The following is a 23,653-nucleotide window of genomic DNA, read 5'->3' on the forward strand; positions in this document are numbered from 1 at the left end:
GTGGACAAGCTCTTTGCGCCCACGATCCACCCACCGGTGAACGGTGCCGTCCCGGGCTGAAATGCCTGGATGGGAGACATTCATGACCCTGATCGATTCGGCACCATCGACGTTGCCGTTGACCGGTGAATTGGCATCGATTGCCGCGATGCTCGCCGAGAGGTACCCCGATCTGACTCGTGCGAGCGTCGACGATGCAGTCCTTGCCACATACGACCGACTGAACTCGACGGCACGCCTTCGCGGCCACCTGTTTCCGTTGACCGCCAATCGAGCTCGGGTGCTCCTCGAACAACTCGAAGCCGAGCGTGCGATCGACGAAGATCTCGCTGACGTCGCGGTCGACATACGTCGCACCCTGGCACCGGTGGTCGGACGATCATGGTGAGCACGGTGCCGCAGAATCGCCCTGCGGGCTCCGCTCCCGGGTTCTGGGCGAAACCCGAGTGGGGTGACATCGTCGTCGCGCTCGACGGGACACGGGAATCGCGCGGCGCACTGATCTGGTCGGCGGGCATGGCATCGATCACCGGATCGCGAATTCGCCTCGTGCACGCGCTGATATCGCGACACTCACCGACAGTGGGTAACCAGGAATCCACACGATCGAGGGTGCAGATACAGGGTCGGCGGCTCCTCCGATCGGCTCGCAGCGAGCTCTTCGGCATCGACCCCGGTATCGTCGTCGATTCGATTCTGACGGACGACCCGATCGCCTCAGCTCTCGGCGCACTGTCGCAGACTGCCGATCTGCTCGTCATCGGCGGTCATACCTCAGGTCCGATCAGAGACATCGTGTTCGGCCGCAACGCAACTCGAATCGTCATGGCGTCACGGTGCCCGGTTCTGGTGTGGCGTGCCCAGCCCCGAGACGCCGCGCCGAACTCGCCGGTCGTCGTCGGGGTGGATCGATCCGAATCCTGCACCCGTGCGATCGACGCAGCCTTCTGGTGCGCGGACGCACTCGGTGTCCCGGTCACCGTTCTGCACGTCCGCTCTCCCCACGAACGTCCTGCTCCGAAAGAGTCTGCACCGGAACGAATGCGAACCCTGCATTGGCTGGGCGGACGCGTCGCAGCTGCCGCGTCCGCACACCCATCCGTTGTCGTGCACCTACACGTGCTCGAGTCCTCGGCCGAGCACGAACTTCGTCTCGCATCGGAGGCCGCACACCTTCTCGTGGTCGGCAGCCGCGGGCACGGACCGTGGGCCGCTCCGATTCTCGGCTCGATCGGACGATCACTGGTGCATGCGTCGGGCGGCCCGATCCTCGTGGTGCGTTGATTCTTCGATCGATCGAATTCACGGTCCACCGCCCTCGGCGTATCGGGACCTTGTGCCCTTACCTACCAGGGCGCAGCGTCGGAGACTCGTAATCGACGCCGAACACACGGCGGTGAGGGGTAGGTGACGGCATGCTCGCAGAACTCGCGCACCGGTGGTGGCACCAGAGTCCTTGGTCTTCCAATCCGCTGATGCGACTGCCCGACAGGATCGAACGAACGGCCTTCGTCGTCGGTGTCGCTGTCCTTCTGTTACTGATACCCGTCGCGGCGACGATCGGCTCGGTGACCTACAACGACCTGTCGTCGCGGTCGCAACAGCAACGGGCAGAATACGTTCAGGTCGACGCCCGAGTGATCGACGCCGTGCAGTCCAGGAGTGCCGGCGGCGACAGCACCACGCTCGCCACCGGTATCGCAACGGTGCAATGGAGTGCACCGGACGGGTCGATTCGCTCGGAATCGACCGAGGTTCCCTCGGACGTGCAGATCGGTGAGACCACTCCGATCTGGTGCGATGCGAACGGAACCCTCGTGCATGCGCCCGTCAGTGCGGTCGGTGCCGTCATCAACGGTGCCTCCACGGCCATGTTCGTATGGGTTCTCGGCGCAGTCTTCGTCGGATTCCTGGTCTACCTCACCACCGTCGCCGGTGACCGAAGCCGCATGCGGCACTGGGACACCGACTGGGAGGATTTTCTGCAGGCGCGAAACCACCCGTCGCGGTAGTGCTGTCCAACCTGTTCTCCAACACCTTTCGAAGGATGCACCATGCCTGCAGTCGTCGATTGCGATCCGTCGGCCGACAGTGCCGCAGTGGTCCACGAAACCCACAGTGCCTACGTTTTCCTGTTCGGCGACTTCGCCTACAAGATGAAGAAACCGATCCGAACGGATTTTCTCGATTTTCGGACCGTCGACTCTCGACGGACAGCGTGCGAACGCGAGTTCTCGTTGAATTCGCGATTCGCACCCGATGTGTACCTGGGCATTGCCGAGCTCACCGACCCGCAAGGCGGTCCAGCCGAACCAGTGCTGAAGATGCGTCGTCTTCCCGACTCCACTCGACTGTCTGCTCGTGCCGCGGCCGGCGACGATATCGGCAACACGGTCGATCTGGTCGCACGGGCGGCCGGGGTCGCCCACAAGAACAGCCATCGAAGTAGTCGCATCGACGACGAGGGACGACAGAGTGCTGTGGAAGAGAGGTGGCGCAACAACATCGCCGAATTGCATTGGCTGGCGGTCGGCGTGCTCGAGCCGGCGCTCGTCGAGCGACTGGAGAGTCTGTCGGCACGTTACGTCAGCGGGCGTGCCGCCCTGTTCGATCAGCGTATTTCGCAGGGCCACATGGTCGACGGGCACGGCGACCTTCTCTCGGACGACATCTTCTGTCTGCCCGACGGCCCCCGGATACTCGACTGTCTGGACTTCGACGACCGCCTTCGCTTTCTCGACGGGATCGACGACGTCGCCTGCTTGGCAATGGATCTCGAGTTTCAGGGTCGCCCCGACGCGGCACGACGCTTCGTGGCGTCGTACCTCGAGGCGACCGAAGACGATCCTCCCTGCTCGCTGATCGATCACTACATCGCCTACCGCGCCACCGTGCGCGCCAAGGTGGCCTGCCTTCGCTTCCATCAGGGTCATCCGTCTTCGCAGACCGACGCGCTCGCCCACATGCAGCTCGCGCTGGACCACCTGGCGTCCTCGGCGGTCACCATCACGTTGGTGGGAGGCCTGCCCGGTACCGGCAAGAGCACGATGGCGGCAGCGCTCGGGGAACGTAGCGGAGCCGTGGTGTTGTCGAGCGATGTGGTGCGTAAGCAGCGCGCCGGACTCGATCCGCGGTCACCGCATCCGGCGGCTGTCGGATGCGGACTCTATACATCCGAGAGGACAGCAGGCACCTACGCCGAGATGATGCGTCGAGCGCACGAGCAGGTCACGATGGGCCGTTCTGTCATCATCGACGCATCGTGGAACGACGAGCACACCCGAGAGCAGGCACGGGAGCTCGCCGCCGACACCCACAGCGATCTCGTCGAGTTCGAGTGCCGGGTTCCGAGGCGAATTTCTCTGGACCGCATCGCGACTCGACCTCGGGGGGCCTCGGACGCGTCCACGTCGGTGTACGACGCCATGGCCCGTTCCCGCTGCCCCTGGCCGAGTGCAACCGTGATCGACACTGACGGAACTCCTGCCCGATCACTCGCCGCTGCGCGCACTCGATGACACATCTCGACGGCGAATTCGGAAAAGTCTGGCGCACAACGGTCCCCGGGTCGGTGGACAACAGTCCGCTGCAGCTCGTCGACGAAGGCCGCCCGATCCCTGGACCGGGAGAACTGTTGGTCTCGGTCGAGGCGTGTGGTGTGTGCCGGACGGACCTTCACGTCGTCGAGGGCGATCTTCCGGTGCACGCCCCTCACGTCGTCCCCGGGCACGAGATCGTGGGGGTCGTGTCTGCCGTCGGGGTGGATACCCTCACCTCGTTCCGGGTCGGCGACCGCGTGGGAATTCCGTGGCTTCGGCACACGTGTGGGACCTGCTCGTTCTGTACCGCTGGGAAGGAGAATCTGTGTGCCGAATCCCGCTATACCGGTTGGGATCACGACGGAGGGTTCGCAGAGTGGGCGGTTGTTCCCGCTGACTACGCTCTCGCGTTGCCGGACGGATACCGCACCGCCGAGCTCGCGCCCCTGTTGTGCGCAGGAATCATCGGTTACCGAGCACTGCTCCTTGCCGAGCTTCCCGCCAACGGCATACTCGGGCTCTACGGATTCGGGGGCAGCGCACATATCGTCGCCCAGCTCGCTCGTTCGGCCGGAGCCACGGTGCACGTGATGACCAGGGATCCTGTTGCTCGCGCGTTCGCCTTGTCTCTCGGACTCGACTCCGCACAGGACACATTTGCCGCGCCTCCCCAGCAACTGGATGCAGCGATCGTGTTCGCGCCGATCGGTGAGATCGTGCCGGTGGCGCTCGACGCACTCGTACCGGGCGGAACCGTCGTACTGGCCGGAATCCACATGACCGATGTCCCTGCCCTGAATTACCAGCGACACCTGTTCCACGAAAAGCGTTTGCGCAGTGTCGAAGCGAACACCAGAGAGAATGCACGGGCATTTCTCGAGATCTGCGGTCGAATCCGCCTGAAAGTCGAGGCCACGGAGTACTCGTTCGCCCACGTGCCGGATGCCCTGCGAGATCTGCGGCACGGCCGGTTCGCGGGTGCCGCGGTCATCGTGATGTGAAACCGGGCGACGCGCCCGGACACCGCGAAAGGGCCGAGTGGCCTTGATAAGAGGGCACTTGGGCCGATGGCACAGCCCTCTGGTCGTCGTACGCTCAGGACTGTCGTCCTGGCAGTCGTCGACACGAAGCAGACCCGTTCGAGGAGACGATGACATGAGCGATCTCGACACCGAATATCGGTCCGCCCGCATCGACTACGAGCGCAAACTCATGCGCAGCCCTCTGGCGGCGCAGTTGCGTGTTGTCGAGCAGCTGATGAGACTGATGATGGCCGAGCAAGGCGTGCTGCACCCTCGTGATCTCGTTGCGTCGGCGCTGCCGCCGAACATGCACCCGACGCTGAACTCTGCCTGACGTCGGCGGGGTCGTATGACCTTCGAGACGCTCGCCCTGTGTGCCGCGGTGGGTTTGTTCGGCCCACTTCTGGCGCTTCCGCGTGGGCTTCGGATACCGGTTGTCATCGGAGAACTCGTCGCTGGAATTGTCATCGGTCACACAGGCTTCGACGTCATCGATCCGAGTGAGCAGACACTGAGCTTTCTGGCGCAGGTCGGGTTTGCGCTCGTGATGTTCGTGGCGGGCAGTCAGGTACCGATTCGCGATCCTCGACTGAGGGTCGGCCTCCGGGTGGGCGCTGCGCGGGCTGTGGCCGTCGGGCTGCTGGCTACCGCACTCGGCTGGGCCGTCTCCACTGCGTTCGATCCACCGCACCCCGGTCTCTACGCGGTGTTGATGGCATCGTCCTCGGCCGCGGTCATCATGCCGATAGTCGAATCCAGCAAGACGGCCACATCCGGGCTGATGTCCTTCCTGCCACAGATCGCGATCGCCGACGCAGTCTGTATCGTCGCTCTACCCCTGGTGATCGATCCACCGCGCGCTGTTCCGGCCGCGCTCGGATCCATCACGGTCATCGCTGCCGCGGCCGCGATCTTCTTCGTACTGCGACACTTCGACCTCACCGGACTGCGCCGCCGAATCCACCATGTGTCTGCCCAGCGTAAGTTCGCTCTCGAATTGCGACTCAACCTGGTTCTGCTGTTCGGCCTCGCGGCCCTCGCGGTCCACACTCACGCGTCGGTGATGCTGGCCGGCTTCGGCTTCGGACTGGCCATCGCTGCAATCGGAGAACCGCGACGTCTGGCGAAACAGCTGTTCGCCATCACCGAAGGTTTCCTGGGTCCGCTGTACTTCGTCTGGCTCGGCGCGTCACTCGACCTGCGTGCACTGGGTGGCCACCCGAGCATGATCGTGCTGGGGCTCGTGTTGGGTCTGGGTGCAATCGCGGTGCACGGTGCGATGCGCGCGACAGGCCAGCCCGTCGGGCTTGGGATACTCGCGGCCGCCCAACTGGGCGTTCCGGTTTCGGCCGTGACTCTCGGGGAGCAGAGCAGCGTGCTGGCACCCGGTGAAGGCCCCGCCATCGTGCTCGGCGCACTGGTGACCATCGCGGCGGCGGCCGTCATATCTCGGTCTGCTGCTCGTCGTCCTGCCTGAGCGGTGGGCCAGAACTGCGCGGCTCAACGGCGGGTCTTCGGCGCCGCAAGGCATTTGGTTGTTTCGAGTCTCCAGGGATGGGGAATAAGCGTTGTGGAACGATCGGCACGACGCGAAACGGATCACGACGATGACGGATGACCAGGTCTGGCGCCTCAAGGGTGCGTGCATCGAAGACATGGATGCATACGACTCGCAACAACTTCCTCGGCACGGACGCAAACGCGCAGAGAAGGCATGGCGGCTGTGCGCCGACTGCCCGGTGTTGCGGAACTGCGCCGAGCAAACGGCTCGCGATATCGAGTCGGGTCGCATTCCGGTCGGCGTGGTCGTCGCCGGCGCGGCGTATCACGACAACGCCAGCAACGGTCGCCGAACGGATGCCTACCGCACCCTCGAACTTCTGATCGGGAGACCTCTGGCCAACCCGGCTGCCTGATAACGAGGCGGTTACGGAACGCTACGTCACCGGTAACGGCTACGGTACGGTCTGTCGCTTTCACCGCGTGTCTTTCGGTCTCTGACCTGCATGGACGTCAGGTGCGCAACAATGACTGCATGAGCACAGCGCACGTGACGAGGATCGAGGGCCCGCTCGATCTCCAGGACGCGTTGGCGCGTCGCGCGCCTATCGAACAGGCAAAGGGAATCCTGATGGCGGTGCACCGCATCACTGCCGACGAGGCGTTCGCTTTGTTGGTCGAGAGGTCGCAACGTGCCAATCGCAAAGTGCACGACATCGCTCTGGAGTTCGTGCACGAGATGGCCGAGTTGCCCTGACCGACAAGTCGACCCCGCACGCTGTGTTTTCAACGTACGGGGTCTGAGCAATGTGGCAGTCCGGACTACTTCATCACCTGTTGTGCCGTATGCCCTGCCGTGGCTGCCCGAAACATCCAGTACGCACACCACCGGCTCGACCGTTCAGAAGCGCGCGAGAATTGCACGGGCGCAACGGACTACGGTGGCGCGGTCGTACGACATCACATAGTCGAATTCACGATCCGCGTCGGCTTCGCCCCGGTGAAGGTCGATGGCGGCGAGCACTCCGCAGAAATGCGGGCCGAGAACTACCACGTTCCACTCCTCGACGAGTGAGTCCGTCGGGTCGAGCGGGGCGTGCACGATGCCGCCTTCTTGCACGTAGCCCATCCCCACCCCGTAGACGCCGGCGTACGAGATCTGCTCCGCCATCGACACCCACCGCGCACGGCTGGTCGGTGTGAAATGCTCGGCCCGCTGAAAGGTGCCGAGTACCAATGTTTCCGGGCCCGACGCCGACGCCTGCATCTCCAGGGACGTGCTCATGGCCACCAACAGACGCTTGGTGCTCCGCGTCGCGACCTTGCCTGCGGCGGCAATTGCGTACGGCGACTCGAGCGCGGTGGCGGGGGTGCTCCAGGTGGGGAACGGCGGCATGATCTCCGCGGCGTCGGCCGGCAACTCTTCGGTCGTCTGAGCAGCCGGGTACAGCTCGCCCACTCCGTAGGTGGCACCGAGACCGAGTGCCCGGCTGCGGTGCACGGCGGTGTCGACTCCGCTGGCCACGACCACGGCACCGGTTCGCTCCACCTGAGCCGACACCGCGTGCGCCGTACGGGCGGTGGCCAGATCCGGCCGGGTGGAGACCATGGAGGAAGACAGAATGATGACATCGGGTTCGATGAGCGGCAGCAGCGTCAGGGATTGTGGTCGGCGACCGACGTCGTCGACGGCAACCACTTTTCCGTCGCGACGTGCTTTGTCGATCGCGGCCAGAGTGCGCGCCGGGCTGTCCACGAGTGCCGCCTCGGTGACGACGACGATGTCGCGACGCAACTGTTCTTCGGTGGTTTCATCGAGTGCCGCGAGCGAGTCGACATCCATCGAGACCAGCATCGGTAGCCGAACAGCGCTTTCGAGCCGGGCCACTCCCCATGCGAGAACATCGAGTTCACGCTTGGCGTCCATGGCGCGAGCGGCACGCTTGAGTGCATCGGCGGAGGCGAGTGGACCGTCCTTCGGGCCGCGCAGTTGTACTTCGATTGCCGCTAGCGCACCGTTGTCCAGTCGACAGACCGGGGCGAAATACGGCTGCACCGTCAACTCTCCCGTGTCCGTGTCGACTGTTGAACCTGCTTCGGCCAGCGCGAACGTCACACCACAGTTTGACACGAAAAAACCACCCCCGTCGCGCAGGGGTTGCTATCTGTTTCAAACCTCTTCGGGTCGTCTTTCCTCGCTGACGCCAGCCTGAACGACTCAGGTGTCACCGAAGAACTACGGCGCGTCTCGTTTCGGTAACGAACGATAACGGTTCGATAACGCCACAGACGGGTGTTCGACGCGCCCATCATGCCGACTCCCCCAGGGAAAACGGGCCGAAAACCCATGAAGCGCATACCTTCCGAGGTGTCCACCGAAATCAATACCAAGACTTACAACAAACATACCGACCGGATTGTGACTTGTCACTGTCTTGCAAAAGAACATATCCGACATCCATTTCGTCGTCCTAATGTTCGTTTCGGCTGCCGGAGCACCGGAGCCACCGGATGCCCGTCTGGGAGCCGGAAGCTGCTCGGACTTGGAGGATCGATGACGCTCAACCTGCCGTCCCGTACCCGAACGTTCACCACTGTCGCTGCTGCAGTCGCGATTGCCGGGGCCACCCTCGGTGCCGGAAGTGCCGCTGCCGCCACCATCTCACCGGCGAATACCGCCTTCACCGCACCCGGCACGATCGTCGTCACCACACCGGCCTCGTTCGGGGTACCCGTCAGCTGCTCGATCACCCTGTCCGGATCCACCAGCGCGGACGGCTCGTCGGCGTCGATCACCGACGCGAAGATCAGCGGATCGAACCGTCTTTGCGGCCTGCCGCAGCTGAAGAACCTGCCCTGGACCCTCACTCCCACCAGCTCCACCACCGGTGAGGTCTCGAACGTCGGCTTCTCGCTTCTGGGCTACAACTGCGGACCCGCAACGCTCGCAGGTTCGTTCGACAACATGACCAACACTCTGACGTCGAGCAACCAGCCGATGTCGGGCAACTGCACGGTGAACAGCCTGTCGGTGCAGCCGAACCCGGCATTCACCTTGTCCTGATCGCCAATTCCTTTCCAGCACAACGACAATATTCAGGAGAGCACGTGAAGATCCGTAACAAAGCCGTCGTCACCGCGACGGCCTTGGCGTCGAGTGTCGCTCTGGCGACCTTGGTCGCCGGCCCGGCCAACGCTGCCGACACCCTTCCCATCACGTTCCAGGCCGACACCACGACCTTGATCGCCAAGACCGGCCAGCCGGTGGTCTTCCCGACCACCGCTCTGGCCACCGACGTCGACCTCGTCGGCGGAACGGTGACCGGCACTCTTGCCTTGCCGCAGGCGTCGGCCGATCTGAAGCTCGGTCCGGCGACGCTCGCCAACTTCACCATCTCGATCGTCGACGCCACTCCGGTCTCCGGCACCATTGCAGCCGGCGGTCCCGCCGAGGCACCGCAGCTGGAGCTGAATGTCGCGCAGAGCTTCAAGATTCGCATCGACTCCGTCAAGCCCCTCGGCATCGGCGGCACCGGATCGTCCGGGTCGGCGGCACTCGACCTGATTCCCCCAGGTAGCAACTGCGTCACCAGCGAGACCACCGCCAATCTGACCGGTGCCCTCGACGCGATCGATCTGATTCAGAACAACGAGGCCGACACCCATGTGAAGGGCACGTACACGATTCCGCAGTTCCAGAACTGCGGCACGTACACCTCGTTGCTCAACGGTCTCATCGCCGGCCCCAACAACACCCTCGACGTGCACCTGACCAACCCGGTCTTCGACGTCGGAACGCAGCAGGCCATCGCGTCCAAGGTTGCTCTGTAGCACCATATTTCGACTTCGTTGACGGCGTCGACCGGTTCCAGTAGCGGGATCGGTCGACGCCGTCGCTCGTCAGTGCGGCTCGCCGGCCGGCCGCGGCGATCGAGGCTCGCCTTCCGACAGGGCGACGCGGTCGCCGCCGAGCCCCTTGGCCCGGTACATCGCCCGGTCCGCGCGACCCAGCAACTCTTCCACTGCGGTGCCGATCTCCCGCCCATCGACAACCGCATGCGCGACGCCTATCGAGGCGGTCAGCGGGGACCGATCGGTGGCGTTGCACAGTCGGATTCGTAGTACCTCAGCGCTGGCGACAACCGAGTCACGGTCATCGAGGGCAACAATGGCGAACTCTTCGCCGCCGAGCCGGACGGTGATGGCGGGTGCCGGAAACACGTCGAGGATGCGGGAGGCCGCCAGCCGGATCACGGCGTCTCCCTGCAGATGGCCGTATCGGTCGTTGACGGCCTTGAAGTTGTCGATGTCCATCACCACGGCCGTCATTCCGGTTGCCGATCCCGGCCGTAGTCGCAGGTTCCCGATCGCAGCGTCGAATCCCCGCCTGTTCTGCAATCCGGTGAGGGGGTCGTAGAACGCGCCGGTGGCATCGCGTCGCAGCATCATCATGAACGTGTGCACGATCAGCGGCGCCGAGAACATCACCAGTATCAAGATCACCAGGTAGACCGTGGCCAGTAACCGTAGTTCGGGTTCGGCCACCAAGGCCGAGCCGTACAGCACCGCGGTCGTGACCAAAGCGAAACCGTAGTGGGCAGTGAGCAGCTTGGGACCGTGGAACCCCACGACGTAACTGCCGATGACGGTGAACAGGGCGGCGGTCGGCAGAACCGTCGTGGGAACACCGATGGTGAGCACCACGGCCGCGAGGACGACGTCGGCGTAGAAGACGAAGGCGATCGACATCTGCCAGCTCGGCCAGCCACCGACCCACCAGGCGACCCCGACCGGGATTGTCGTAGCGACGGTGAACCACAGTGCAGCCGTACCCTGACTGCCTTCGGCGAGGCCCGGCACCACCAATCCGATGGCCGCCGCCGCGCCGAACAGCCAACACCAGAGGCCGATGAGGATCTTCGTGATCTCGAGCGCCTGCTGCGAGCGCGCGAAGGCAACGTTCCATCCGTAGTCGACTGGAAGTGCCCACCATTCGCGCAGACTGTTCACGTATCTCGAGCGGCTTTCCTCGTGTCCCGACTTGGATGAACCAGTGAACCACAGAAGATACCGCCTGGTACGCGAACGGCAGATGTCTTCGGCAGGCGTCAGCCGCGCATGCCGTCCGCCAATTCGAGCACTCGGCCGGCATAGGTGCCGACGAACGCGTCGAGTGCCTGCTGCGACAACTCGGGGCAACCCGCTCGGCGAAAGTAGTGTTCGAGATCGACCAGCCGGTCACCCATCCCGACGCGTTGGCGGTCGAGTGCCTCGAGCTCGGCGACCAGTGCTTTGAGCTCCGCTACCTTGCGCAACACGTCGTCCATCGCCGTCACCGTCCACTCGCTCGGGTGTCATATGTAGGAGCGGTGGAGCAAGGCTTCCCTCCTCGCTCCACCGACTCGAACTCTACTCTTGATCGAACAGGTGTGCGAATCATATCGTCACATTCGCTGGTTTGTACCATCCAACTTGTGCACAAACCCGAGAAGTGACCTACAGTCTGTGCCATGCTCCAGAAAAGGGGTCCGAACGGCGTTCGGCCGCCAGGCTCGACCAGCCCAATCCAATTGGCACTCTTAGCAATACTCATTATCGCGGCGATCGCTCTCGTCGTACTCGCCATCGCCGAGGGCCGCTTCTAGCCGTTCGCCATCGAGCGCGTGCGGCGATGCCCCGCGTTCACTCCTACCGCTTCGCCACTGACGCTCCGCGGGCTGCGCCGGCATTCTCGCCGACGCAGCCCTTTCGGGTCAGGATCCGAGGATTGCGCTCACTGCGGTGCTGCCGCTCTCGGCACTTCCGCTGCCGATGAGCCCGAGGATGACGTCGACGATGATCTTGGCGATGAATGCGTCCATAACTACTCCTGATGTGAAGTACCCCCGACGGGATACAGACGGACCTGCGAGTGCCGTGACCATTCGTGACCGATCACAACGAGTCGGAAGGTAGCAGGCCGATTCGTCCAATCGGTGACGCTGTGACTGCCGCAACAATCCATCCGCTTGATGTACAAATATCTTGATTTGTACACACGGGATACAAATTGCGCGTATTGTCCACAGCACAGTGATCCGCCCTACACGAGGAGTGACGATGACGGCATCGAATGTCGACGATCAGGCACAGGCGCCCGTCGACGAGTGGCACGACCGCAAGCGATACCTCTGGCTCATGGGCCTGATCCCGCCGACGGCGGTGTTTCTGGCAACCGGTCTGGTGTGGGCTTTCAACCAGCTCGGCTGGAACGCCGTGGCGCCGGTCTGGTGGTGGATCGGCGCGCTGCTCGTCTACGGGTTGCTCCCGATCCTCGACAGGTTCTTCGGGCCGGACGGCGACAACCCGCCCGACGAGGTGATGAAGGCGCTCGAGGAAGACAAGTACTACCGCTACTGCACGTACGCCTACATTCCGTTCCAGCTCGCCAGCCTGGTGTTCGCCTGCTACCTCTGGTCCGCCGACAACCTCTCGTGGCTCGGCATCGACGGCGGCCTGGGGCTGCTCTCGAAGATCGGCCTGGCCATCAGCATCGGTGTCATGGGCGGCGTGGGCATCAACACCGCGCACGAGCTCGGTCACAAGAAGGACGACCTCGAGCGCTGGCTGTCGAAAATCACACTGGCACAGACGTTCTACGGCCACTTCTACATCGAACACAACCGCGGTCACCATGTGCGCGTCGCTACTCCCGAGGATCCGGCGAGCTCCAAGTTCGGTGAGAGCTTCTGGGCCTTCCTCCCCCGCAGCGTGTGGGGAAGCCTGCGGTCGTCCTGGGAACTCGAGAAGACTCGCATGGAGCGACTGGGCAAGAGCACGTGGAGTATTCACAACGATGTGCTCAACGCGTGGCTGATGTCCGTCGTCCTCTACGCGGTCCTTGCCGTTGTGTTCGGCCCGATCGTGTTGCCGTTCTTGGTCGTTCAGGCAATCTACGGCTTTTCGTTGCTCGAAACGGTCAACTACCTCGAGCACTACGGCCTGCAGCGCCAGAAGAAGGACAACGGCCGTTACGAGCGCTGCACCCCCGAGCACAGCTGGAACTCCGATCACATCGTGACCAACATCTTCCTGTATCACCTTCAGCGACACAGTGATCACCATGCCAACCCCACCCGGCGCTACCAGACTCTGCGCAGCATGGACGGAGCACCCAACCTGCCGAGCGGTTACGCAAGCATGATCTCGCTGGCCTACTTCCCGCCCGTGTGGCGCAAGGTGATGGACCACCGCGTTCTCGATCACTACGACGGCGACATCACTCGCGTCAACATCGCGCCGTCGAAGCGGGAGAAAATCCTCGCCGCATACGGAGCGAAGTGATGGCCGCCTACGAGTGCCCGGTGTGCGAGTTCGTATACGACGAGACCGCGGGCGCACCGCGTGAGGGCTTTCCGGCCGGAACTCCGTGGTCCGAGGTACCCGACGAGTGGCCGTGCCCCGACTGCGGCGTCCGAGAGAAAATCGACTTCAGGAGCAAGCCATGAAGCTCTACCGCTGCGTGCAATGTGGATTCGAGTACGACGAAGAGCTCGGCTGGCCCGAGGACGGCATCGAACCCGGCACGCGCTGGGACGACATTCCCGACGACTGGTCGTGCCCCGACTGCGGTGCGGCCAAGGCCGATTTCGAGATGGTCGAGGTCGAGCGCGGGTGACCGCTCGCCAACCCGGCACCGTCGTGATCGTCGGCACCGGGGCCGCCGGATACACCGCCGCCACAGTGCTTCGCGCCGAGGGCTTCACCGGATCCATCACGATCGTCGGTAGCGAACCGGAGACCACGTACCGTCGACCGACTGTCTCCAAGGAACTGCTGCTGGGTACGAAATCGGTCGATCAGGTTCAGCTCGGTGCAGCCATCGACGGGGTCGACGTTCGCACAGGCGTCACGGCTACCGCCGTCACCGATTCCGAGGTGCACCTGGACGAGGGAGCTCCGGTCCCGTACGACGCCCTACTGCTGGCAACGGGTTCTCGTGCACGACAACTCGACCTACCGGGTGCCGCGCACGTGTTCACCCTTCGCACCGCAGCCGATGTCGCCCCGCTGCAGACCGACATCGTCCGAACGAGATCACTGCTGGTCATCGGCGGCGGCCTGATCGGGTGCGAGGCGGCGGCAGCGGCACGATCGCTCGGCGCCGAGGTCACGGTGTTGGAGGCGGCATCGGCTCCGCTGAACCGGATCGCACCGGCCGCGATCTCGCAGATGTACCGAGACCTGCATGCCGACAACGGCGTCACGATGCACACCGACGTCGCCGTGACCGGCCTGGAGAAGCTGGCCGACGGCACCGTTCTCGCAACCTCCGCGGACGGTCGTTCATGGTCCGCCGGCACCGTGCTGATGTCCGTCGGCTCGGTCGCGAACACCGAGCTCGGGGCGGACCTGGGCCTCGAGACCGCGTCGGGAATCCTGGTGGACGCCCACATGCGCACGTCGAGACCGAACATCTACGCCGCGGGCGACGTCGCCGAAGTTCCCAACTCGGTACTCGGCGGGACGTATCGGAGTGAGCACTGGAACGGAGCAATCGACCAAGCCACCCGGGCGGCGCGATCCATCCTCGGTCTCGACGTCGGTGCTCTCGATGTCCCGTGGGGATGGTCCATGCAGCACGGCGTCAACCTGCAATTCGCGGGGTGGACCGATACACACGACGAGTACGTCGTGGTGCGCGGCTCCATCGAAAGCCGTCGGTTCACGGCCTGCGCGGTGCGCGACGACAGGCTCGTCGGGGCAATCGGGGTAGGTCATCCCAAGGACATCCGGCAGGTCCGCACCCTCATCGCGAGCGCGGACCCCGTCGATCGGAACAGTCTCGAAGAAGGTTGGCTGGACAGGCCACATGCGGTCGTTCGATAGAGTCGTGTTCATGCCCGCCGCCGAACAGACGTCGACTCCCGGTCGATACCGTGAAGCCGCGTCCACTCTGGCGCGCGATGTGGCGCTCGATGCGCTGCGCGAGTTGTTGCACGAGCGCAACTGGCGCAACGTCACGATGAGCCACATCGCCAAGGCCGCGGGGTTGAGCAGGCAGAGTCTGTACAACGAGTTCGGTTCGCGACGCGGCGTCGCGCAGGGGTATGCCATCAGATTGACGGACGCGTTCGTCGCGATGTGCGAGACCGCGCTGTACCAACACGAGAACGATGCGTCGGCCGCTCTGAGACAGGGCTTTTCGTCGTTCTTCGAGCTGAGCGGTCTGGATCCACTCGTCCGATCTCTGCACAGCGGCGACGCGCCGGAGGATCTTCTGCGCCTGATCACCACCGACAGTGAGGTGCTGATCGACCGTGCGGGCGAGCGTCTGGCGGAGACATTTCAGCGTGGATGGGTGGGCGCAAGTCCACGACAGGCCGACGTCATCAGCAAGTCCATCGTGCGCCTGGCCCTGAGCTACATTCCCGAGCCGCCCGACGATGTCGCCTCTGCCGCAGACGATCTCGCCCTGCTGCTGACGCCGTTCATCGACTCCATCGCCGACGGCAACTGACCTCAGCGCCCATAGTTCGTACCCACCCCCAGTTCTCGCACCACCCCCGCTGATCTCGCACCCACCCCCGCTGATCTCGCACCACCCCCGCTGATCTCGCAAACGCGCGCGCGTTTGCCAGGTGCGAGCGAAATAGGCCCCGAATCGGTAGCAAACTCGGACGCGTCTGACGAATGCGCGCGCGTTTGCTGCAGCTCAGCCACATCAGTCGACATCGATACGACTGCGCGGCGGACCAGTAGGCGCGCTTCTCCCTCCCTCCCGTAGGGCGACCACGGTCCATCCCGCGCCGACCAATGACAAGGCCAATACAGCTCCAATTGCGATCATGCGACAACAATGGACTGGTTTTACCGTGAATAGTTCAGTCCAGTGTGCGACAGTGGACTGCATGGACTCGTTCGACGCCACCGCGATCTCGGCCCCGGAGTTGGCAGCACGCATCGGCCCGTCGACTCTGCGCAACAGATCCGGTGGTCCGCTCTACCTCGAGATCGCCGACGAGTTGCGGCGGTTGATCGAGAACGGCGAGGTGTCGGCTCAGACGCGGCTACCCGCCGAGCGGGCACTCTCGATCAGTCTGGACGTCAGTCGGGTCACGGTGGCGTCGGCCTATCGCCACCTCCGCGAAGGTGGCTGGATCAGCGCCCAACGGGGCTCGGGCACATACGTTTCCCCGACGGGGCCGATGCCGGCCTGGAGTTCCCTCGCCGGCGACCGTGACAGTGCGACAGTGGAATTGGTCAACGCGTCACCGTCGGCTTCTCCTCTGCTGGCCGATGCGTACAGAACCGCGGCCGAAAGGATTCAGGGCCGATTCGCGTCCGGCGGCTATGCCCCACTCGGGCTGTTCGAGCTCCGCGAATCGATCGCCGCCTACTACCGTGGGCGCGGAGTGTCGACCACAGCCGAGAACATCCTCGTCACCTCCGGTGCCACCGACGCCATCCATGCGGTTTTGGCGACATTCACCGAGCCGGCTGCCCGCGTGTTGGTCGAGCACCCGACGTATCCGGGTGTCGTCGAACTCGTCCACTCGCTCGGCGGCCGATGCATCCCGGTGCCTATCGACCCGGACGAGACCGAGGCGTTCGTGCCGGCCGCAGACCGTGCCGCACGTCAAAGCGCACCGACCCTGGCCTATTTCATGCCCGACTTCTCCAATCCATCGGGAGCTCGACTCCCCCTCGGCACCCGCCGACAGCTGTCCGCAACGATGCACCGCCACGCAGTACTGACCATCGTCGACGAGGTAGCGGCGGACCTGTCCCTCGACGGGTCGCGCGACATCGAACCCTTCGGGGCGGCAACGCCGGATAGTGCGACGGTGACGATCGGGTCGACGAGCAAGACGGTGTGGGGTGGGCTGCGAGTCGGGTGGGTTCGCGCCGAGGCAGGGCTACTGGCGAGGATCGCCGCCACCTATGCGCGACGCCAACTTTCGACGTCCATTCTCGATCAACTCGCTGCGGTCGAGTTGATGGGCAAATACGACGAGGTACGCCGAGTGCGCGCCGACATATCGAGAGTCGCACGTGATCACACCGTTGCTCTGATACGAGATCGATTGCCCGATTGGCACTTCCGCGTTCCGGACGGCGGGCTCGCATTATGGTGTTCCCTGCCCGACGGTCTTCGATCCAGTGCCCTTGTCGCCGAAGCTCAGTCGCACGGAGTGCTGCTGGCACCCGGACTACGATTCGGGACGGGATATGCCTTCGACGACCGTCAACGCATCCCCTTCACTCGTTCACTTCCCGACATCACCTCGGCTGTAGATATTCTCGCGCGCCTGTCTGCGACGGACAGGCCGACGGAGGTCATCGCATCGAACAGGCCCGCGACAGTGGTCTGATCGACGCTGACACCCGCGCCCCAATGCCGGGTGGTACGTCAGGGCCGAAGAGCCTCGACGATCGACGCGATGCGTCGGTCGCGGGTGTCGGCGCGCTTGGCGTCGGCGACCGATCGTGCGTGTTCTTTTCTCTTCGACGGAGACAGTGCGTCGAATGCTGCGCGCACCGCAGGTTCGGCGTCGAGTGCAGTGGCGAGCTCGGCCGGTAGCTCGACGGTGCGCGGTTCGTCGTCGAGTTCGATGGTCACGTCGACGGTGTCGCCGGCCTCGACTCCGAGCGTCGTGCGCACACTTTTGTTCAGGCCCAGCAGGTTCTCCCCACCCATGCGCCCGATGCGTCCTGCCACCGTCTGCCCACCGATCGTGAACCGCACCGGCGGCGTCTTGGTGCTGCCGAGTGAGGCGACCTGGGCGTCGGTCAGCACGATCGCAGCCGCTGGGCCGCGAGGCTCGAGGACCGCGGTCAGTTGAAGAACCGTCGACGTCATCGGCACAGAATAGGCGCGACTACAGGGCTGAGTGTCCACAATTCGTGTCTGCAGGCGGAATCGCGCGCCGACGCGAAAAGTGGACAGCCAGCGCACCTACCTGTCAGGACTCCGATTCGATGATGCGCTTGATGGCCGCCAGGGTGCGCGGAATGCCGTCGAGCGCGGCCTTGCTGCGGGTGTCGATCTGCTCCTGCGCGGAGTCTCCGAATTTGCGGTGGAAGAGAGCGATGCCGTCGGGCAGGAAGTTCCAGTTCTCGGTCAGCCGGGTGCCGCCGTCCACCGCTTCGAGTGTGTATCCCCAGCGGACGAAGTTGTCGCCGACGACCCACGCGAATTCGCGTCCGGGCTCGGCCACTGCGACGGTCGAGACCGTTTCCCAGGTGCGGTCGGGTGTGACGTTGCGTCCGGTGAACGTCGATCCCACACCGCCGCCGTCGGGTTCGTTCCACCGGCACGCCTGGCAGATCGGGCTCCATTCACCTGTTCGGGTGACGTCGGATACGACGGCGTAGACGTCCTCGGGCGATGCGGCGACGACGACGGAATCGGAGAATTCGAGTGCTGTCATGCCTCCATTGTCCCTCGAGCGTCACGCAGCTCTGAGCAGCGTCTCTGCCGACAGCAGAATCGTTGGCACGCAGCGCTATTGGAGTTCACACTCGAACCATGAGCGAGACACCCCGAATGTTCCCACCCGAACTGCGCGACCGACTGCTGCGTCATCGAATCCTCGTGCTCGACGGCCCACTCGACGACGACAACGGCACCGTCCTCACCACCCATCTGTTGACGATGGCGGCCGAGAATCCGTCGGCCGATATCGCCCTGTGGATTCACTCCCCTGGCGGATCGGTGCCTGCCATGCTCGCCATCCGTGACGTGATGCATTTGATTCCCTGCGACGTCTCGACGTTGGCACTCGGATTGGCCTGCAGCGCCGGTCAATTCCTGCTGTCGTCGGGAACACACGGAAAGCGCTACGCGCTACCGCATTCGCGGATTCTGATGCACCAGGGCTCGTCCGGCATCGGCGGTTCTGCTGTCGAAGTGGAGGTGCAGGCCAACGATCTTCGTCATACCCGCGATACGGTGCTCGGCCTCATCGCCGACGACACCGGGCAGACACGAGAGCAAATATTCGACGACTCCTTGCACGATCGTTGGTTCACCGCGGACGCCGCGCGTGACTACGGGTTCGTCGACGCCATCGTCAGTTCGTTCGATCAGGTCATGCCTGCGCGTCGGGTGTCGTTCGGGATGGAGATGGCCCGATGAGTACGTACACCATTCCCAATGTCGTCACCCGTGATTCGCGCGGCGAACGCGTCGTCGACGTCTATTCGCATTTGCTCAGCGAACGCATCGTGTACCTCGGTACTGCATTGGATGCCGGTGTTGCGAATGCGATGATCGCGCAGCTGTTACATCTCGAGGCCGACTCCCCCGATCAGGAAATCTCGATGTACATCAACTGCGAGGGCGGCGATACTGCGGCCATGTTGGCGATCTACGACACGATGCAGTTCATCGGATCCCCTGTCGCCACAACATGTGTGGGGCAGGCAGTGGCGGCCGGCGCGGTGCTGCTCGCCGCAGGTGCACCGGGTCGACGTTCGGCGTTGACGCACAGCCGGGTGGTGTTGCATCAGCCAGCGGGGCAAGGGCGAGGCACCATTCCCGATCTCATTCTCGCTGCCGACGAGATCGTCCGGGTGCGCGCCGAGATGGAGATGATCCTGGCGAAACACACCGGACGCGATGCAGCGAAAATCCGGCACGACACCGACCGTGACCTGGTGTTGACGGCTCCGTCGGCGCTGCAGTACGGCCTGGTCGACCAAGTCCTCGAAGGACGACGTCAGGCAGCCATCAACGTCGCATTGCCGCGGGACAGGTCGTGATGCGCCAGACCTGAAATTTCGGCCATCGACGTGCCGAGTGCCCCGACGACGGCCGCAAGGATCTCACTCGACGGGTCCTTGCGGCCGCGTTCGAGCTCCGAAAGATACTGCGGTGCAATCCCTGCGCGCGCTGCTGTGTCCGCGAGTGTGTCGCCGCGGGAGTGTCTGCGCTCGCGCAGCCGGCGGCCGACCACCTCACGCCACAGCGGTTCCACTGCGCGTGCTGCTCGGCGCTCATCGATTCGTAGGACCTCGCCCATGATCGGAGCCTAAGCCTTGATTCCATGGAGGGTCGGCGATTCTGCTCAGAGCAGAGAACCTTCCGGTCACTCAGGCTTCGTCCATTCGATGGTGTGCCTGAATCCGACGCGGTGTCGCATCGTTGCTCCGGGCAGTATCGCGTCGACCGACCGCTTCACTTCGTCGAAACTGAGCACCGGGTCCTTGACCGGGAAGGGTGCCGGCTGCTTTCCCGCTGGGCTCGGCCAGGGATGGCCGACGAAGCCGATCAGCGGGTTGGTCACGATGGATACGGCGTCCCACAGCAGATCCCGGGGACTTCGTGGCGCAGCCATACCCACGACGAGCAGCCGGCCGTTCGGCGCGAGAACACGCTCGACCTGGCGAAGCGTGTCGTCGATGTCGAGGTGGTGGAGAACGGCGATCATCGTGATCAGGTCGACGGATTCGTCCGCCCACGAGTCGAGTTGGCGTTCGGAGACAGTCACATTGGTGACATCGGAGCACGCAAGACCTGTGCGGCGGCGCATGTCGGAGTCGATGTCGACTCCGGTGACGTGATCGAAATACGGTGCGAGAGAGTGCACGAGACCGCCACGGCCACAACCCACGTCGACTGCCTCGCGTCGTCGGCTCGGCAGGTTGGCGAGAATCCAGCTGTGGAAGTAGTCGTTGTGACTCCACGGATGCCGCGCGTTCAGCGCTTGTACCCATTGAGCCCCCTGGCCTCCGATCAGCGAGGTTCCCATTCGTCTGAGCATGCGTCGAGTATCCAGGTCGGTCCCCGGCCATTGCGCTTGAACATGTTCAAAAATGGGTCTACCGTCCTTTTTGAACACGTTCAGAAAACGAGGTGACCGCATGGCCCGCACATCCGAGACGCGCGACAAGCTGGTCGAAGTGGCTCTTCGGCTGTTTCGCGAAGAGGGGTTCCAGGCCACCACCATGCGCCGGATAGCCGACGAGGCCGGCGTGTCGCTCGGCAATGCGTACTACTACTTCGCGGGCAAGGACGAACTGGTCAACGAGTTGTACGTGGTGATCCAGCGCGATCACCGCGAACGTGCGGAGCAGGTCATCACCCAGGGCGGGTCGCTGTCGGAGAACCTGGCCGCGGTTCTGCATTCCGGCTTGGACGTCCTGACGCCGTATCACGCGTTCGGCGGCGCATTCCTCCAGCTGGCGCTGCCGACGAGGTCCAGCTCCAGTCCGTTCTCCGAGGAATCCTCCGACGCCAGAGCCATCGCCATCGATCTGATGCGCACGATGTTGGATGCATCCAAGCAGAAGGTACCCGCGTCGCTGAACGATGCACTGCCGCTGCTGCTCTGGATGATCTACATGGGCGTCACGCTGCATTGGGTCACCGATTCGTCCGACAACCAGGCTCGCACCCGCACTCTGGTCGACGGGCTCGTGCCCGTCGTATCCAAGGCGGTTCGTCTCGCCCGACTCCCGGTTGCGCGCGGCCTGGTAGCCGATGTCGCCGGTCTCCTGAAACGAATGACCTCTCTAGAAGGGTTGAGCCAATGACCGATTCACCATCGACCGTCGTTCTGTGCGGTGCCTCCGGCTACATCGGCGGGTATCTGCGCAGCTACTACGAGGACCGCGGCATCGGCGTCAGGACGGTCGGACGCGGATTGTCCAGCGATGCAACATGGTCCGACCATCGCAGCCTCGTCGAGGTCCTGAACGGGTCCGATCTGGTGGTCAACCTCGCCGGTCGCTCTGTGAGCTGTCGCTACAACAAGGCCAACGCCGACGCGATCATGTCGTCGCGAATTCAGACGACAGCCCAGCTCGGGCGTGCCTTGGCACAAGCACACAATCCGCCCGCGCTGTGGGTCAACGCGAGCACCGGAACCATCTACCGCGATGCCCGCGACAGGTCGATGAGTGAACGGGACGGCGAACTGGGATCAGGCTTCTCGGTCGAGGTGGCCAGGTCGTGGGAACGCGAACTGTTCGACGCCGATGTGTCGATTCGCAGAGTGGCACTGCGGTTGTCGATCGTGCTGGGCGCGGGCGGCGGGGCGATCAATCCGATCATCGATCTGGCACGAGTGGGATTGGGTGGCCGCATGGGCGATGGCGGCCAGATGTTCAGCTGGGTGCACGTCGATGATGTCGCTCGGACTCTCGACCATCTGTACGCCACCTCGGACATCGTCGGACCTGTCAACGTCGCGACACCGTTCCCGGTGACCAACGAGGTTCTGATGCACCAGGTTCGATCTGCTCTCGGTCGCGATCACGGAATGGCGACGCCGGCATGGCTGCTGAAGCTGGGCGCACGGGTGATCCGAACCGAACCCGAGCTGGTCCTCAAGAGTCGGTGGGTCGAGCCGCAGGTGTTGACCGACAGTGGGTTCGACTTCCGATACCCGACGCTGGAGGGTGCGTTGGCCGACATCGTATCTCGGACGCGCCCCGGTCTGCTCCCCGTCGCCCTCGGCTGACGGGGAGCTCCGAGCGCTACACCAGCGACGCCGAGAGGCCGCCGTCCAGAATGTAGTGAATTCCCGTGATCCACGTTGCACGGTCCGAGGCGAGGGAGCGTCACTCGACGTCTTGGACATCGAGGAACGTCGCGAAGACATAATTTGGCGCGTGGTGACGAAGTACTGCGAACTACGCGGCTCCGAATCGGCCCTCGACCGCCCCTCCGCCTACATCCTGCTCGACGGGATCTTTCAACGCGCCTTGCTCCACCATCTTGCGGGCAACACCTCCGAAGTCGACGCAGCCCGAGCACAATTGACGGCCGCATTCGCGTTGTTGGACCTTCCGAACGTCACGACTTCTTGATCTTCTCCAGCGGGTAACCCCCCACCACCACGATCACGAAGACGTAAGCAGCCAGACCGGCCAGCTCCCAAGTCGTTCTTTCACGGTGGAAGTCGGAGCCGATCCATACGATCGGCACCACAGCCATCATGGAACCGACCGTGCACCAGATCCCGACCGATCGATTGGCTCGTGCACGCAGTCGGGGTGTCGACTTCACCGCGTCCGACACTCGTGCACCGTAGTAGTCGGGATGCGTTGCTCTGCCACGGAATCCGACGGACGCCGCGTACGCGAACGCGACGAACCACAGCATCAGCATCAGCATCAGCACGGTGTTCATGGGCTATGTTGCGGAGGCTCGACGTCGACTCTTCAGTTCGCGAAAATTCCGAATCGTGTTGGAGCAAGCCCATGCCGCGATGAGCGGCACCAGAATTGCGGCTGATGCGGTAGCGGTCGCGAACACCAGAACAACGACGGCGTAGGCAATGAGTGTCACCACCACCGCGTCGACTTTCCTTCCGATCGACGACCCCGGTGTGACGACGATTCCGGGGAACCTCGGAGAGCCGGCCAGTGTGCGAACTGCCGCAACACACGCGGCGAGACCGCCCACGACCAGGAACGAAAACAGCAACACTTCACCGAAACCCGTGTCGGCCCAATCTATTCGAGGGTCGAAGATCCCGTGGACCAGCGACGATAGAGTCGGGATCGACGCGAAGTACCCCAGATACAGCAGCACAATGGGTCCCGCGAGCCCTGCTACTGCTCCCCGATCGGCCATACCGAACGGTATCAAATTGGGCGACG

General features: G+C 63.8%; 31 protein-coding genes. 22 read left to right on the forward strand and 9 right to left on the reverse strand.

Going from position 1 to position 23,653, the window contains the following annotated elements; all coding sequences use genetic code 11:
* Nucleotides 1–82: 82 nt before the first annotated feature.
* The 9 genes from AB0O58_RS02390 to AB0O58_RS02430 all read left to right on the forward strand — a co-directional run bounded on the left by AB0O58_RS02390 (nucleotide 83) and on the right by AB0O58_RS02430 (nucleotide 6,818).
* Nucleotides 83–388, forward strand: a complete 306-nt coding sequence (locus AB0O58_RS02390; RefSeq protein WP_366237805.1) for a three-helix bundle dimerization domain-containing protein — start codon at nucleotides 83–85, stop codon at nucleotides 386–388.
* A gap of 5 nt (nucleotides 389–393) precedes the next feature.
* The gene (locus tag AB0O58_RS02395; protein ID WP_196249590.1) at nucleotides 394–1,284 is read left to right on the forward strand and encodes a universal stress protein; all 891 of its coding nucleotides are present in this window, start codon (nucleotides 394–396) and stop codon (nucleotides 1,282–1,284) included.
* A 131-nt stretch (nucleotides 1,285–1,415) separates the two neighbouring features.
* The gene (locus AB0O58_RS02400; protein ID WP_052061494.1) at nucleotides 1,416–2,012 is read left to right on the forward strand and encodes a hypothetical protein; all 597 of its coding nucleotides are present in this window, start codon (nucleotides 1,416–1,418) and stop codon (nucleotides 2,010–2,012) included.
* A gap of 42 nt (nucleotides 2,013–2,054) precedes the next feature.
* Entirely contained in the window at nucleotides 2,055–3,518 is a 1,464-nt protein-coding gene (locus AB0O58_RS02405; RefSeq protein ID WP_032374969.1) for a bifunctional aminoglycoside phosphotransferase/ATP-binding protein, read from the forward strand.
* Nucleotides 3,515–4,540, forward strand: coding sequence for a zinc-binding alcohol dehydrogenase family protein (locus AB0O58_RS02410; protein WP_032374968.1), 1,026 nt, complete (start codon nucleotides 3,515–3,517; stop codon nucleotides 4,538–4,540). Before AB0O58_RS02405 ends, AB0O58_RS02410 begins: the two co-directional genes overlap by 4 nt.
* A gap of 154 nt (nucleotides 4,541–4,694) precedes the next feature.
* Complete coding sequence (locus AB0O58_RS02415) at nucleotides 4,695–4,895, forward strand: hypothetical protein (protein ID WP_027495568.1); 201 nt, start codon at nucleotides 4,695–4,697, stop codon at nucleotides 4,893–4,895.
* 15 nt (nucleotides 4,896–4,910) lie between these two features.
* On the forward strand, nucleotides 4,911–6,038 hold the full coding sequence (locus AB0O58_RS02420) for a cation:proton antiporter (RefSeq protein WP_032374967.1): 1,128 nt from the start codon (nucleotides 4,911–4,913) through the stop codon (nucleotides 6,036–6,038).
* Between the two features lie 130 nt (nucleotides 6,039–6,168).
* Complete coding sequence (locus tag AB0O58_RS02425; RefSeq protein WP_135043299.1) at nucleotides 6,169–6,477, forward strand: WhiB family transcriptional regulator; 309 nt, start codon at nucleotides 6,169–6,171, stop codon at nucleotides 6,475–6,477.
* Nucleotides 6,478–6,596: 119 nt separating this feature from the next.
* Entirely contained in the window at nucleotides 6,597–6,818 is a 222-nt protein-coding gene (locus AB0O58_RS02430; RefSeq protein WP_230593455.1) for an ANTAR domain-containing protein, read from the forward strand.
* Nucleotides 6,819–6,962: 144 nt separating this feature from the next.
* Here AB0O58_RS02430 and AB0O58_RS02435 read toward each other — a convergent pair whose 3' ends face one another.
* Nucleotides 6,963–8,177: an EAL domain-containing protein gene (locus tag AB0O58_RS02435; RefSeq protein ID WP_322544594.1), complete on the reverse strand. Its 1,215-nt coding sequence runs from the start codon at nucleotides 8,175–8,177 to the stop codon at nucleotides 6,963–6,965.
* A gap of 438 nt (nucleotides 8,178–8,615) precedes the next feature.
* Here AB0O58_RS02435 and praA point away from each other — a divergent pair, with 438 nt between their 5' ends.
* Together praA and AB0O58_RS02445 are read left to right on the forward strand one after the other, a co-directional pair.
* Nucleotides 8,616–9,125, forward strand: a complete 510-nt coding sequence (gene praA, locus AB0O58_RS02440; RefSeq protein ID WP_032366927.1) for an alkane oxidation protein activator PraA — start codon at nucleotides 8,616–8,618, stop codon at nucleotides 9,123–9,125.
* 44 nt (nucleotides 9,126–9,169) lie between these two features.
* A complete protein-coding gene (locus AB0O58_RS02445) occupies nucleotides 9,170–9,892 on the forward strand; it encodes a hypothetical protein (RefSeq protein ID WP_032374964.1) in 723 nt (240 codons plus the stop codon).
* 69 nt (nucleotides 9,893–9,961) lie between these two features.
* Here AB0O58_RS02445 and AB0O58_RS02450 read toward each other — a convergent pair whose 3' ends face one another.
* Together AB0O58_RS02450 and AB0O58_RS02455 are read right to left on the reverse strand one after the other, a co-directional pair.
* Nucleotides 9,962–11,071 (reverse strand): GGDEF domain-containing protein, encoded by a 1,110-nt coding sequence (locus AB0O58_RS02450; protein WP_206497740.1) that lies wholly within the window; start codon nucleotides 11,069–11,071, stop codon nucleotides 9,962–9,964.
* 98 nt (nucleotides 11,072–11,169) lie between these two features.
* A complete protein-coding gene (locus AB0O58_RS02455) occupies nucleotides 11,170–11,388 on the reverse strand; it encodes a hypothetical protein (RefSeq protein ID WP_027495561.1) in 219 nt (72 codons plus the stop codon).
* Between the two features lie 772 nt (nucleotides 11,389–12,160).
* Here AB0O58_RS02455 and AB0O58_RS02460 point away from each other — a divergent pair.
* From AB0O58_RS02460 to AB0O58_RS02485, 6 genes are all read left to right on the forward strand, one after another.
* A complete protein-coding gene (locus AB0O58_RS02460) occupies nucleotides 12,161–13,384 on the forward strand; it encodes a fatty acid desaturase (RefSeq protein WP_366237806.1) in 1,224 nt (407 codons plus the stop codon).
* Nucleotides 13,384–13,548 carry a rubredoxin gene (locus AB0O58_RS02465; RefSeq protein WP_366237807.1) on the forward strand — a complete coding sequence of 55 codons (165 nt, stop codon included), beginning with the start codon at nucleotides 13,384–13,386 and terminating at the stop codon, nucleotides 13,546–13,548. Before AB0O58_RS02460 ends, AB0O58_RS02465 begins: the two co-directional genes overlap by 1 nt.
* On the forward strand, nucleotides 13,545–13,718 hold the full coding sequence (locus tag AB0O58_RS02470; protein ID WP_027495558.1) for a rubredoxin: 174 nt from the start codon (nucleotides 13,545–13,547) through the stop codon (nucleotides 13,716–13,718). The genes AB0O58_RS02465 and AB0O58_RS02470 overlap by 4 nt, the downstream gene beginning before the upstream one ends.
* The gene (locus AB0O58_RS02475; RefSeq protein ID WP_366237808.1) at nucleotides 13,715–14,929 is read left to right on the forward strand and encodes an FAD-dependent oxidoreductase; all 1,215 of its coding nucleotides are present in this window, start codon (nucleotides 13,715–13,717) and stop codon (nucleotides 14,927–14,929) included. Before AB0O58_RS02470 ends, AB0O58_RS02475 begins: the two co-directional genes overlap by 4 nt.
* 10 nt (nucleotides 14,930–14,939) lie before the next feature.
* A complete protein-coding gene (locus AB0O58_RS02480; RefSeq protein WP_032375138.1) occupies nucleotides 14,940–15,560 on the forward strand; it encodes a TetR family transcriptional regulator in 621 nt (206 codons plus the stop codon).
* A gap of 391 nt (nucleotides 15,561–15,951) precedes the next feature.
* A complete protein-coding gene (locus AB0O58_RS02485; RefSeq protein ID WP_206499159.1) occupies nucleotides 15,952–17,415 on the forward strand; it encodes a PLP-dependent aminotransferase family protein in 1,464 nt (487 codons plus the stop codon).
* A 38-nt stretch (nucleotides 17,416–17,453) separates the two neighbouring features.
* On the opposite strand, the gene AB0O58_RS02490 is transcribed toward AB0O58_RS02485, so the two are convergent.
* Both AB0O58_RS02490 and AB0O58_RS02495 read right to left on the reverse strand, forming a co-directional pair.
* Nucleotides 17,454–17,903, reverse strand: a complete 450-nt coding sequence (locus AB0O58_RS02490; protein WP_206499158.1) for a YdeI/OmpD-associated family protein — start codon at nucleotides 17,901–17,903, stop codon at nucleotides 17,454–17,456.
* Nucleotides 17,904–18,006: 103 nt separating this feature from the next.
* On the reverse strand, nucleotides 18,007–18,474 hold the full coding sequence (locus AB0O58_RS02495; RefSeq protein WP_032400353.1) for an SRPBCC family protein: 468 nt from the start codon (nucleotides 18,472–18,474) through the stop codon (nucleotides 18,007–18,009).
* Nucleotides 18,475–18,572: 98 nt separating this feature from the next.
* Here AB0O58_RS02495 and AB0O58_RS02500 point away from each other — a divergent pair, with 98 nt between their 5' ends.
* Both AB0O58_RS02500 and AB0O58_RS02505 read left to right on the forward strand, forming a co-directional pair.
* Entirely contained in the window at nucleotides 18,573–19,181 is a 609-nt protein-coding gene (locus AB0O58_RS02500; protein WP_032383042.1) for a ClpP family protease, read from the forward strand.
* Nucleotides 19,178–19,807 (forward strand): ATP-dependent Clp protease proteolytic subunit, encoded by a 630-nt coding sequence (locus AB0O58_RS02505; RefSeq protein ID WP_032383043.1) that lies wholly within the window; start codon nucleotides 19,178–19,180, stop codon nucleotides 19,805–19,807. The genes AB0O58_RS02500 and AB0O58_RS02505 overlap by 4 nt, the downstream gene beginning before the upstream one ends.
* Here the strand turns inward: AB0O58_RS02505 and AB0O58_RS02510 are convergent.
* Both AB0O58_RS02510 and AB0O58_RS02515 read right to left on the reverse strand, forming a co-directional pair.
* A complete protein-coding gene (locus tag AB0O58_RS02510; protein ID WP_287454495.1) occupies nucleotides 19,765–20,067 on the reverse strand; it encodes a helix-turn-helix transcriptional regulator in 303 nt (100 codons plus the stop codon). The genes AB0O58_RS02505 and AB0O58_RS02510 overlap by 43 nt on opposite strands.
* 66 nt (nucleotides 20,068–20,133) lie before the next feature.
* Entirely contained in the window at nucleotides 20,134–20,808 is a 675-nt protein-coding gene (locus AB0O58_RS02515) for a class I SAM-dependent methyltransferase (RefSeq protein WP_366237809.1), read from the reverse strand.
* A gap of 100 nt (nucleotides 20,809–20,908) precedes the next feature.
* Here AB0O58_RS02515 and AB0O58_RS02520 point away from each other — a divergent pair, with 100 nt between their 5' ends.
* The 3 genes from AB0O58_RS02520 to AB0O58_RS02530 all read left to right on the forward strand — a co-directional run bounded on the left by AB0O58_RS02520 (nucleotide 20,909) and on the right by AB0O58_RS02530 (nucleotide 22,858).
* Nucleotides 20,909–21,580 carry a TetR family transcriptional regulator gene (locus AB0O58_RS02520; protein WP_366237810.1) on the forward strand — a complete coding sequence of 224 codons (672 nt, stop codon included), beginning with the start codon at nucleotides 20,909–20,911 and terminating at the stop codon, nucleotides 21,578–21,580.
* Entirely contained in the window at nucleotides 21,577–22,509 is a 933-nt protein-coding gene (locus AB0O58_RS02525) for a TIGR01777 family oxidoreductase (RefSeq protein WP_366237811.1), read from the forward strand. The genes AB0O58_RS02520 and AB0O58_RS02525 overlap by 4 nt, the downstream gene beginning before the upstream one ends.
* Nucleotides 22,510–22,660: 151 nt before the next feature.
* Nucleotides 22,661–22,858 (forward strand): hypothetical protein, encoded by a 198-nt coding sequence (locus AB0O58_RS02530; protein ID WP_366237812.1) that lies wholly within the window; start codon nucleotides 22,661–22,663, stop codon nucleotides 22,856–22,858.
* Here the strand turns inward: AB0O58_RS02530 and AB0O58_RS02535 are convergent.
* Nucleotides 22,845–23,180, reverse strand: a complete 336-nt coding sequence (locus AB0O58_RS02535) for a hypothetical protein (RefSeq protein WP_366237813.1) — start codon at nucleotides 23,178–23,180, stop codon at nucleotides 22,845–22,847. The two genes, AB0O58_RS02530 and AB0O58_RS02535, sit on opposite strands and share 14 nt — an antisense overlap.
* A 3-nt stretch (nucleotides 23,181–23,183) precedes the next feature.
* On the reverse strand, nucleotides 23,184–23,627 hold the full coding sequence (locus AB0O58_RS02540) for a hypothetical protein (protein WP_032400351.1): 444 nt from the start codon (nucleotides 23,625–23,627) through the stop codon (nucleotides 23,184–23,186).
* Nucleotides 23,628–23,653 lie beyond the last annotated feature (26 nt).

Source organism: Rhodococcus sp. NPDC080181 (genome assembly GCF_040702225.1).
In the GTDB taxonomy this organism is placed as follows: Bacteria; Actinomycetota; Actinomycetes; order Mycobacteriales; family Mycobacteriaceae; genus Rhodococcoides; species Rhodococcoides fascians.

Coding starts and splice junctions, on each gene's coding strand:
- AB0O58_RS02390 (WP_366237805.1), top strand. CDS start 83: ATGACCCTGATCGATTCGGCACCATCGACGTTGCCGTTGACCGGTGAA.
- AB0O58_RS02400 (WP_052061494.1), top strand. CDS start 1,416: ATGCTCGCAGAACTCGCGCACCGGTGGTGGCACCAGAGTCCTTGGTCT.
- AB0O58_RS02405 (WP_032374969.1), top strand. CDS start 2,055: ATGCCTGCAGTCGTCGATTGCGATCCGTCGGCCGACAGTGCCGCAGTG.
- AB0O58_RS02410 (WP_032374968.1), top strand. CDS start 3,515: ATGACACATCTCGACGGCGAATTCGGAAAAGTCTGGCGCACAACGGTC.
- AB0O58_RS02415 (WP_027495568.1), top strand. CDS start 4,695: ATGAGCGATCTCGACACCGAATATCGGTCCGCCCGCATCGACTACGAG.
- AB0O58_RS02420 (WP_032374967.1), top strand. CDS start 4,911: ATGACCTTCGAGACGCTCGCCCTGTGTGCCGCGGTGGGTTTGTTCGGC.
- AB0O58_RS02425 (WP_135043299.1), top strand. CDS start 6,169: ATGACGGATGACCAGGTCTGGCGCCTCAAGGGTGCGTGCATCGAAGAC.
- AB0O58_RS02430 (WP_230593455.1), top strand. CDS start 6,597: ATGAGCACAGCGCACGTGACGAGGATCGAGGGCCCGCTCGATCTCCAG.
- praA (WP_032366927.1), top strand. CDS start 8,616: ATGACGCTCAACCTGCCGTCCCGTACCCGAACGTTCACCACTGTCGCT.
- AB0O58_RS02455 (WP_027495561.1), bottom strand. CDS start 11,388: ATGGACGACGTGTTGCGCAAGGTAGCGGAGCTCAAAGCACTGGTCGCC.
- AB0O58_RS02460 (WP_366237806.1), top strand. CDS start 12,161: ATGACGGCATCGAATGTCGACGATCAGGCACAGGCGCCCGTCGACGAG.
- AB0O58_RS02465 (WP_366237807.1), top strand. CDS start 13,384: ATGGCCGCCTACGAGTGCCCGGTGTGCGAGTTCGTATACGACGAGACC.
- AB0O58_RS02470 (WP_027495558.1), top strand. CDS start 13,545: ATGAAGCTCTACCGCTGCGTGCAATGTGGATTCGAGTACGACGAAGAG.
- AB0O58_RS02480 (WP_032375138.1), top strand. CDS start 14,940: ATGCCCGCCGCCGAACAGACGTCGACTCCCGGTCGATACCGTGAAGCC.
- AB0O58_RS02485 (WP_206499159.1), top strand. CDS start 15,952: ATGGACTCGTTCGACGCCACCGCGATCTCGGCCCCGGAGTTGGCAGCA.
- AB0O58_RS02490 (WP_206499158.1), bottom strand. CDS start 17,903: ATGACGTCGACGGTTCTTCAACTGACCGCGGTCCTCGAGCCTCGCGGC.
- AB0O58_RS02495 (WP_032400353.1), bottom strand. CDS start 18,474: ATGACAGCACTCGAATTCTCCGATTCCGTCGTCGTCGCCGCATCGCCC.
- AB0O58_RS02500 (WP_032383042.1), top strand. CDS start 18,573: ATGAGCGAGACACCCCGAATGTTCCCACCCGAACTGCGCGACCGACTG.
- AB0O58_RS02505 (WP_032383043.1), top strand. CDS start 19,178: ATGAGTACGTACACCATTCCCAATGTCGTCACCCGTGATTCGCGCGGC.
- AB0O58_RS02510 (WP_287454495.1), bottom strand. CDS start 20,067: ATGGGCGAGGTCCTACGAATCGATGAGCGCCGAGCAGCACGCGCAGTG.
- AB0O58_RS02515 (WP_366237809.1), bottom strand. CDS start 20,808: ATGCTCAGACGAATGGGAACCTCGCTGATCGGAGGCCAGGGGGCTCAA.
- AB0O58_RS02520 (WP_366237810.1), top strand. CDS start 20,909: ATGGCCCGCACATCCGAGACGCGCGACAAGCTGGTCGAAGTGGCTCTT.
- AB0O58_RS02525 (WP_366237811.1), top strand. CDS start 21,577: ATGACCGATTCACCATCGACCGTCGTTCTGTGCGGTGCCTCCGGCTAC.
- AB0O58_RS02535 (WP_366237813.1), bottom strand. CDS start 23,180: ATGAACACCGTGCTGATGCTGATGCTGATGCTGTGGTTCGTCGCGTTC.
- AB0O58_RS02540 (WP_032400351.1), bottom strand. CDS start 23,627: ATGGCCGATCGGGGAGCAGTAGCAGGGCTCGCGGGACCCATTGTGCTG.